This is a genomic window from Nostoc sp. KVJ20 (assembly GCF_001712795.1).
GTDB lineage: Bacteria > Cyanobacteriota > Cyanobacteriia > Cyanobacteriales > Nostocaceae > Nostoc.
In genome coordinates, this window is sequence record NZ_KV757594.1 from 1 (window position 1) to 8051 (window position 8051).

Consider the following 8051-nt stretch of genomic DNA (forward strand, 5'->3'; position numbering starts at 1 on the left):
ATCGCTCAATGGGACTTGTTAAAGCTGTTCGCAAACGGCATAGGGATAATGCCAAAAGGTCACTTGACATTTGGGAACCAGCCTTAACTTGACACCTATGGCAAGATGCCCATTCCACAAAACTAGCAAAATCATCCCGCAAATATGCAACGTCTCATTTCAAATATACTTTCGTAGAGAATCATATTTCCCCACCCTCAGACCGTGGCGAGACATCATCAGCATCAGTGTATAATCACGGTGAGAATAACGGGCTTTGCGATCGAGTGCGGCATTGAAGAGCGATCGCACTTGATCGGTGTAAGGTATTCTTTAGACCTGTAATGCTTGTTTGGTAGACAAACTTGGGGCGGTTGTATGCGATATGTGGACAGTCTACTACGCCAAGATCCCAATTTTCGCACGTAGATATTTTGACCACTTGCTCGAATTTGCGATCGCCTCTGGAGTTAGAAAAGTCTATTTAACAAAGGGAAGCTTTAGTTCTATGCCTAATTTGCTCCCTATCTCCTTAACATTTAAGTTGAATTTAGTCAATGTTGAAATAGGTTCTATTTCATTGCCTTTTCGACTTCTTCGCAAATTTTCACCCAAGCTTGATTACGTTCTGGCTTATTTAGAGTGTCGAGGGGTTTACCTGGAGGGTGAGCAGCTTGGTATTTTTCGATATCGGTTTTTCTGTATGCGCTTGCACTAATTGGAATCCAGAAAATGGTTAGTCCCTCTTGTTCGGCTGCGTTGAGTAAGGGGGGAAGCTCATGTCTGTCGATGAAATCAGAGTTTATAAAGTCAGGGCTGACTAGCAGGATAGCAACCTTAGCCGTGGCTAATGCTTTTTCAATCTCGGCTTTCCATTTTGCGCCAGGTTTGATTTTGGTGTCATCCCAAACGATCAAACCTTCTGCACGAATATAGGGTTTTAGTTGTTTTTGCAGTTCTGTTAACCATTCTGCATCTTCATGACTGTAGCTAACAAATATTTGGTTTCTGATGCTTTCGGACATAATTGGTTCCTTAATGGGGAATGATTCAATAATTTCTTTTTTTAATTGTTGTCTTTGTCGAGTTCTTATATCTTCATACCCATCAAGTAGTTGACGCAAATCGAGTTTTAATTTTAGTTTACCGATAGTGATTGTGCTTTCACCCATTGATTCGAGTCCGAGGAGTTCTTGGTAATCGAGGGGCGGATGTTTGGGATAGTTGGGGACGGGAACCCATTCGGTGATTTCGAGATTGGGAAGACTTTTGTGGATTTTTTGGAAGACATCGCGGAGAATACCGAGAAATAAGCGCCGTGTTTCTTTACGTCCGCTAATGGTGATGAAGATTTTTTTGTCTTCGGGATCGGCTTTGATGCGAGCGATATTGTAGATTTCGTTGTTTTCTTGATATTGCAGCATTACGCCACTGCGCCAATAGATTTGGTTATGAATTTTTTCGTGGGTGTTAACGATGAAGCGGGAGATAATGCTTTCGGGGAGAACTTTGTAATGGTATTGAAATTCCAGGGTTTCGCCGTGGAGTTCTGTTTTGTCTGGTTGGTCTTTAGGCAAAAGTCCCGCAATCAGAAATTGTGGTGGTTGACATTCTAGTGCAAAGCAAAGCTCAAATTCTTTCATCAGCCCGATCAGATAACTGTGACGCTCGGTAGGGTAGCGTTCTGGATTGAGGATGCGGGTGAGATCGGCGGAGGTGAAAATGCCTTTGGTTTTAGTTTTGAGGTTTTCATCGCTCAGTAGCGCGTAAATGCCTTCTGTCACCCAGTTGGGTTTGAGGACTTTGGTAGATTTGAGGATGGGATGATCGCGGAAGTTGAGAACTAAGCCGAGTCGATGGAGGAGATCGATCAGTTGCTCGCGGTCTTGTTGTTGGCGAATCTGTTTGTCGTAGCAGATGCACATATAATCGTCGTAGTCGATGAAGTCTTCAGTCATGGATTCGAGTTTTTGTTTAACCTCAAACCATGAGAGTGGTAGAAGGTCGTAGACTTCTTTGAGTTTGCTGACTTGCTGCAAAATTGCGGTGCGAAGTTCATCAATGCCGATATTGTCTTGGCAGGAGGTTTCGATTATCGCTTGGATGTTAGGATATTTTTCGCCTAATGCTTTGCGGTTGATGTCGAGGGGTTGTTCGTCTTTTTTGTTGCCAACGATAATTACGGGGGACTGTCCGCCAAAGCTTTCGATTAGTTTCAGCCAATATTCGATGCGGTTTTCTTCTTCGCTGGTGCGACAATTACAAACGAGGAGATAGAGGCTGCGCTTAGTCAGAAAAAACTGATGGGTGGCATGATAAATTTCCTGTCCGCCAAAGTCCCAAACATTGAGGCGGATGTCTTTGCTATTGACCTGCACGTTCCAAGTTTCCACATTGAGTCCGTCGGTTTGGGGTTGATTTTTATCATATTTATTGTGGATTAGTCGCTGGATGAGGGATGTTTTGCCGACGCTACCTTGTCCGATGAGCAAGAGTTTGGCTTCGTTGAGTGGACGTACTTCATTGCTTCGGAGTAATTGCAAGTAATTGAAAATATCTTTAACTGAACCAACACGATCAAAAGATCCTAAAATCTCTGGTGAAATAGGCAGCGGATTTCCCCGTAAATCTAGTTTTTCCAATTTCGGCAAACTTTCAATCGCCTCTGGAATTTGGGTTATTTGGTTCTTAAAGAGGACAAGCTGCGTCAGATTGGTTAATTTAGCGATCGCCTCTGGAATCTCGGTTATTTGGTTGATACTGAGGTCAAGCTGCGTCAGATTGGTTAATTTAGCGATCGCCTCTGGAATCTGGGTTATTTGGTTGTTATGGAGGTAAAGCTGCGTCAGATTGGTTAAATTAGCGATCGCCTCTGGAATCTGGGTTATTTGGTTGTCACTGAGGATAAGCTCCCTCAGATTGGTTAAATGAGCGAGCGCCTCTGGAATCTGAGTTATTTGGTTGTTATGGAGGATAAGCAGCGTCAGATTGGTTAAATTAGCGATTGCCTCTGGTATCTGGATTATTTGGTTGCCACTGAGGATAAGCAGCGTCAGATTGGTTAATTTAGCGATCGCCTCTGGTATCTGGGTTATTTGGTTGCCATTGAGGTCAAGGTGCGTCAGATTGGTTAAATTAGCGAGCGCCTCTGGTATCTGGGTTATTTGGTTGTCACTGAGGTCAAGGTGCGTCAGATTGGTTAAATTAGCGAGCGCCTCTGGTATCTGGGTTATTTGGTTGCCATTGAGCATAAGCAGCCTCAGATTGGTTAAATTAGCGAGCGCCTCTGGAATCTCAGTTATTTGGTTGTTATGGAGGATAAGCAGCGTCAGATTGGTTAATTTAGCGATCGCCTCTGGTATCTGGGTTATTTGGTTGCCACTGAGATGAAGCTGCGTCAGATTGGTTAATTTAGCGATCGCCTCTGGAATCTCGGTTATTTTGTTGTCATTGAGGTGAAGCAGCCTCAGATTGGTTAAACTAGCGATCGCCTCTGGAATCTCAGTTATTTGGTTGCCATCGAGGTGAAGCTCCCTCAGATTGGTTAAACTAGCGATCGCCTCTGGAATCTCGGTTATTTGGTTGTTACGGAGGTGAAGCTGCGTCAGATTGGTTAATTTAGCGATCGCCTCAGGTATTTCAGTTAGCTCTACTCGAATTAAGATAAGTTCCTCTAAATGTAGTATTTGCGTTACCACATCGGGAATGCTCTCTAAAGGATTGCCACTAATATCCAACTTACGCAAATTAGGCAAATCCAATAGTTCGAGTGGAAGCGTTTTTAAATTGTTGCCTGAAACCTTTTCGAGAAAGCGGCCTCCTACTGGTTCATAACCTTCAACCTTCTTTCCCAAAATCAAAGACTCAAGCTGCTGCAACTTACCAATTTCTACAGGTAACTCAGTCAACTCTTGCCCAGACAAGTCTAACTCTCGCCAACCCTCAGCCACGGCGCGATCTATCAGTACCAATAACTCATCCTGCGTCATAATTCCAACGAGAAGGGTAAAAGGAAAGAAGATTGAGAAGATTAAGTAGTCTGACAAAAATATTTACAGTCATTGCGAGCGAAGCAATCCCAGCCCTTGCGATTGCTTCATTCCGCTTCGCTCCATTCGCAATGACATCGTGTAATTAACGCCGTGTGCGACTTTCTCTCAGACCTAACCCCCAACCCCTTCCCTACAAGGGAAGGGGAGCAAGAATCAAAGCCTCTCTCTGTTTCGGGGAGAGGTTTGGAGAGGGGTTTCAAGAATAAGTCGCACACGGCGTTAATTAATTCTGTCTGACTACTTATTTTAACTGATTAGGGAAAAATACCAGATTATCTGGATGCCTAAGCCAGGAAATCACCCTCCTGACTTAGGCATCCAGTAGTTATCGGTGCATTATGAGTCCTAAATATGGCCAATACGGTTCGGATAAGGTTTTTTGATGACATGCCCTAGATCATAAAGACGCGATAAATCGCCGTCTCTACAATAATCAGTCCTTTGTAGAGACGGCGATTTATCGCGTCTCGAAAACCCAAAATTTTTGCCAGTAGCTCTTAAATGAACTGTATTGATTTTTAAGTACGAACAATAAGCTCAATCCCACAATAATATTGAAGGCAAATTATTGTTCGCCAGACGCAGCAATTGATAACCAATTCCAGATATACCGGGTAAAAAGCCAGGATTAAATACAGAATTGGGTAAGTTGGGGAACAGTTGATAAGCTCCAGTTCGCTTGGCTCTAGCCACAACATTTGTTACATTCTGGTAAGCAATTTGATGCCAATCAGGACGGGAACAGATTTTTGCACCGACTAACAGCACTTCCGCGCGACCGAAGTTGCCACAGCACAAGTGATCGATCGCTTGTAAGCCAAAATTTTGAGTAGTTTGGAGAGCAATTTCAATTTCTTGTTGAATTTCCGGCGTTTCTACAATTCTCAAACTGCCTAAGCGTCCCAAACCAATGCCGGCTGCACCATGACACCACTTATTTGCAAAGTCAAGTTGTCCTGGTTGTCCCATTCTGCGGAAGTCGGGCCAGTTGGCAGTGGACTGGCAAAAGACGCTACGCTCATACTCAATTCCTGCTAAACCTGCTTCTAAGTACTTGCCCTCTGAGGTGGCGGCATAAAGTCTGAGCAAGGCATAGGAGATACCTGCGGCTCCATGAGAGAAGCCAGTTAAGGGCTTATCCCAATAAGTATGCCAAGCTTTGGGCGCACCGTTGTGGCTAACTTGACGGTTGATTAAATGTTGTCCACAGGCGATCGCTTTTTCTAAAACGGTTGCTTCTCCTGTGGCTTGATGCAGTGACAATAGACCTAAAATTGCCCCAGCTGCTCCGCTCATAATATCCAAGTGTTCGTCGGCAGCAATTAGTTCTGGTGTCATCAACTCGGCTAATACTTGAGCGTCTAGCAATAGCGTTGCATCGTTGAGGAGTTGACTAATTTTCACCAGGCTATAGATCATCGATCCTAAACCTGTTGCACCCCCAACGCCCATGAAACGAGCCATGCGTTCCCAAGTTTCTGGCTCAACGGTGTGGATTTGGCGACGCAGAGATTGCACTGTCCTCAATGCTAAATCACGGTAACGGGAATCACCAGTTACTTGACTCAGTGCAGCTAAAAACAAAGCAACTCCACAGCGTCCATCACAAAGAGAGTTGTTTAATACTTGCAGTTGATATCGTTCGGCGCGAGGTATAAAGTCTAAGCCAATCCAGTTAACGCTGCCATCAGGGTCAGAAATGGCTCTGGTTTCTAGTTGAGTGGCGATTTCTTTGGCTTCGGCAATCAATTGTTCCGAATTCAGCAACGGTAATGATTCGCCTTGCCATTGCCCACCTTGGCGGCTGAAAGTGGTTGCAATCTTGGCATCGAAGGAGCCTTGAATAATCGCTACTTGTCGAGCTAAGTCGGTTTCATCTAGAGATTGTAACTGGTTGAGCAGGTCTTGGTAACTGGATTGCTTGAAGTAGTTGGGAATGGAAGAAGAACCGTTTAAACTCAGTTCATCAACCACCGCGCTAGCCGTGAAAAAGGGAATATCCAATTGTTCCATTGCTCGGAGTTCTGCACTCAAAACAGGAAAGGCATTTGGTTTATCGTGAGCAACTAGAAAAGCACGGCTGAGAACATCGAGTTGAATGCTGTAATCTGCGCCATGTTTGAGGTAATCGGGTGCTAAAGCTTTTTGAAGGATAATGCCATAGATGCGGGTGTTGCGGAAGATAAAGCGCACCTGCTGATTTTGCATAGCAGATAGCAAACTTTGGCTTGAAATTAAGAAATCTTTGTGCGCCATCAAAAAGCAATACATCTGCTCAAACCCAGTGGTGATTTGCAGTTGATAATCGTTTGGAGACAGAGCAACTTCACCCAAGAACGGCACATTTTTCCCAATTGGCAAGGTTACAGGCTCAGACAACAGATGCATATTATCTGTATTAATGTTCTGCCAGCGCGGCACTTTGCGGGGAGATAATCGGGGATCTGTGCTGCCTAGCCCGCTAATATCATAAGCGACACTGCGATCGCCACTAAAGTCCCAACGCGGTAAAAGTCCGGTGCGGAGTACGGAATCCCAAAATTGTCGTGTGGCGGTTGTTTCCAAATCTTGGGTAAGCGGTGAGTCTTCAATGAGATTTGGTTCATGGTGCAGCAGCGTTTCCATGTCAATCAGCACCAGATGTTCGCCATTAGCAATTAAATTTTCGTAATGGCAATCTGTTCCCCGCAAAGCGTAAAGCACACACAACAACATCCCAGAACGCTGATAGAATCGTTTCGCAGCTGCTTCATCAACACAAGGCAACTGTTCAACATATTCCACCCAACCATAACCATTGCGCTCCAGCACTTGAATGACTTTAAAATCTAAAAGATTGCTGTGTTGATTGCACCAATCCAAAAATTGGTTAAAAACAACCTCTAATCCTAAATCTTTGGGTTTATAAACAAGTTTAAGTCCAGACTCAAAGGTGAGCGAAATCACCGTTCGTCCGCGTTTGTGTGCATCGGAAATGGATGTGTGAATTTCAACAACTTTGTTTTGAGAAAATGGGGCAATTCTTTCATCAAAAGTTCGTTGAATATCTTTCTTGTCTGCAACTAAACGTTCGAGAAATTCAGCAGTGAACTCAACCCAAAAATTGACTGCTGTTGCCACTAACCGACCGAGAACTGGATACTTCTGGAAAAAGGTCAGCATTCCATCTTCTAGGAGTTGATTGATAAACTTGGTGTAGTGAGTGTTATTATTTTGTGTTTCCAGCCCTAGTAAGCCAAGCAAGCTTTGACCAAAGGGACGCACCTGAGAAAATTCAAAATCTAATGTCTTTGTGCAAATTCCTGCTAATCGTTTCAGTAGACCACGTTCTAGAGAACTGTAAGCAGTTTGGGAAAGAATCGATAAGGGAAGACAATCTTGGGTGAATTGACTGTCGCAGCGAGTCAGTAATTGCTGTCTGGCTACTAAGATAGCAGGCAAAAGGATATCTTCAAAGGTAATCGGATTTTGTGAATCTATTGGTAGAAATACTTCGGTTGCAGAATTGAATCCTGTAGCGGTTTGGATGATTTGCTGCAAGGTTTCTGCCCACTCAGGCAAAGGTTGATCGGCAAGTAACTCAATGGTTCCCAATTTGGAACTAACAGTATCGAGGTCTAGTCCTTCCCACTGTAAACGTTTATGCAATGTATCCAATTTACCTTCTGCTGCAACTTCGCACCAACGATGTCTACGACGGTTAATTTCTTGTTCGTTGACTTGCTCGACTGCAAATCTGCTTTCATCAAGCCGTTCCCAGATAAAGCTAGCGTTGGCTGCGATCGCTCTTAAATCGTCTGATGTTTTCTGTTGGGATAAGCGAACAAGTTGTTGAACCATAGCTGGATTTCTCATAGTTGGAGTTAAAAGGTAAGTATCAGTTCTGGTCTACGTTTTAATAGTTGGCATTAACAACAATAGCGTTTGTCTGAGAGGATGTTTGAAAAGTGTTTGATTGTGATTTTAATTGCGTTGTTACCCCCCTTAGTCCCCCCTTGTAAAGCAGGGTGGTTTCATACA

3 protein-coding genes are annotated in these 8051 nt (G+C 43.9%); all 3 read right to left on the minus strand.

What is annotated here, in order from left to right:
- Positions 1–159 precede the first annotated feature (159 nt).
- Positions 160–291: a hypothetical protein gene (locus A4S05_RS43165; protein ID WP_256090926.1), complete on the minus strand. Its 132-nt coding sequence runs from the start codon at positions 289–291 to the stop codon at positions 160–162.
- A 260-nt stretch (positions 292–551) separates the two neighbouring features.
- Positions 552–3968: a leucine-rich repeat domain-containing protein gene (locus A4S05_RS10900; protein ID WP_069069853.1), complete on the minus strand. Its 3417-nt coding sequence runs from the start codon at positions 3966–3968 to the stop codon at positions 552–554.
- Between the two features lie 600 nt (positions 3969–4568).
- Positions 4569–7871, minus strand: coding sequence for a type 2 lanthipeptide synthetase LanM family protein (locus tag A4S05_RS10905; RefSeq protein ID WP_256090927.1), 3303 nt, complete (start codon positions 7869–7871; stop codon positions 4569–4571).
- Positions 7872–8051 lie beyond the last annotated feature (180 nt).

What these genes read in the sequence shown, in the direction of transcription:
- A4S05_RS10900 (WP_069069853.1), bottom strand. Translation starts at nt 3,968, where the DNA reads ATGACGCAGGATGAGTTATTGGTACTGATAGATCGCGCCGTGGCTGAG.
- A4S05_RS10905 (WP_256090927.1), bottom strand. Translation starts at nt 7,871, where the DNA reads ATGGTTCAACAACTTGTTCGCTTATCCCAACAGAAAACATCAGACGAT.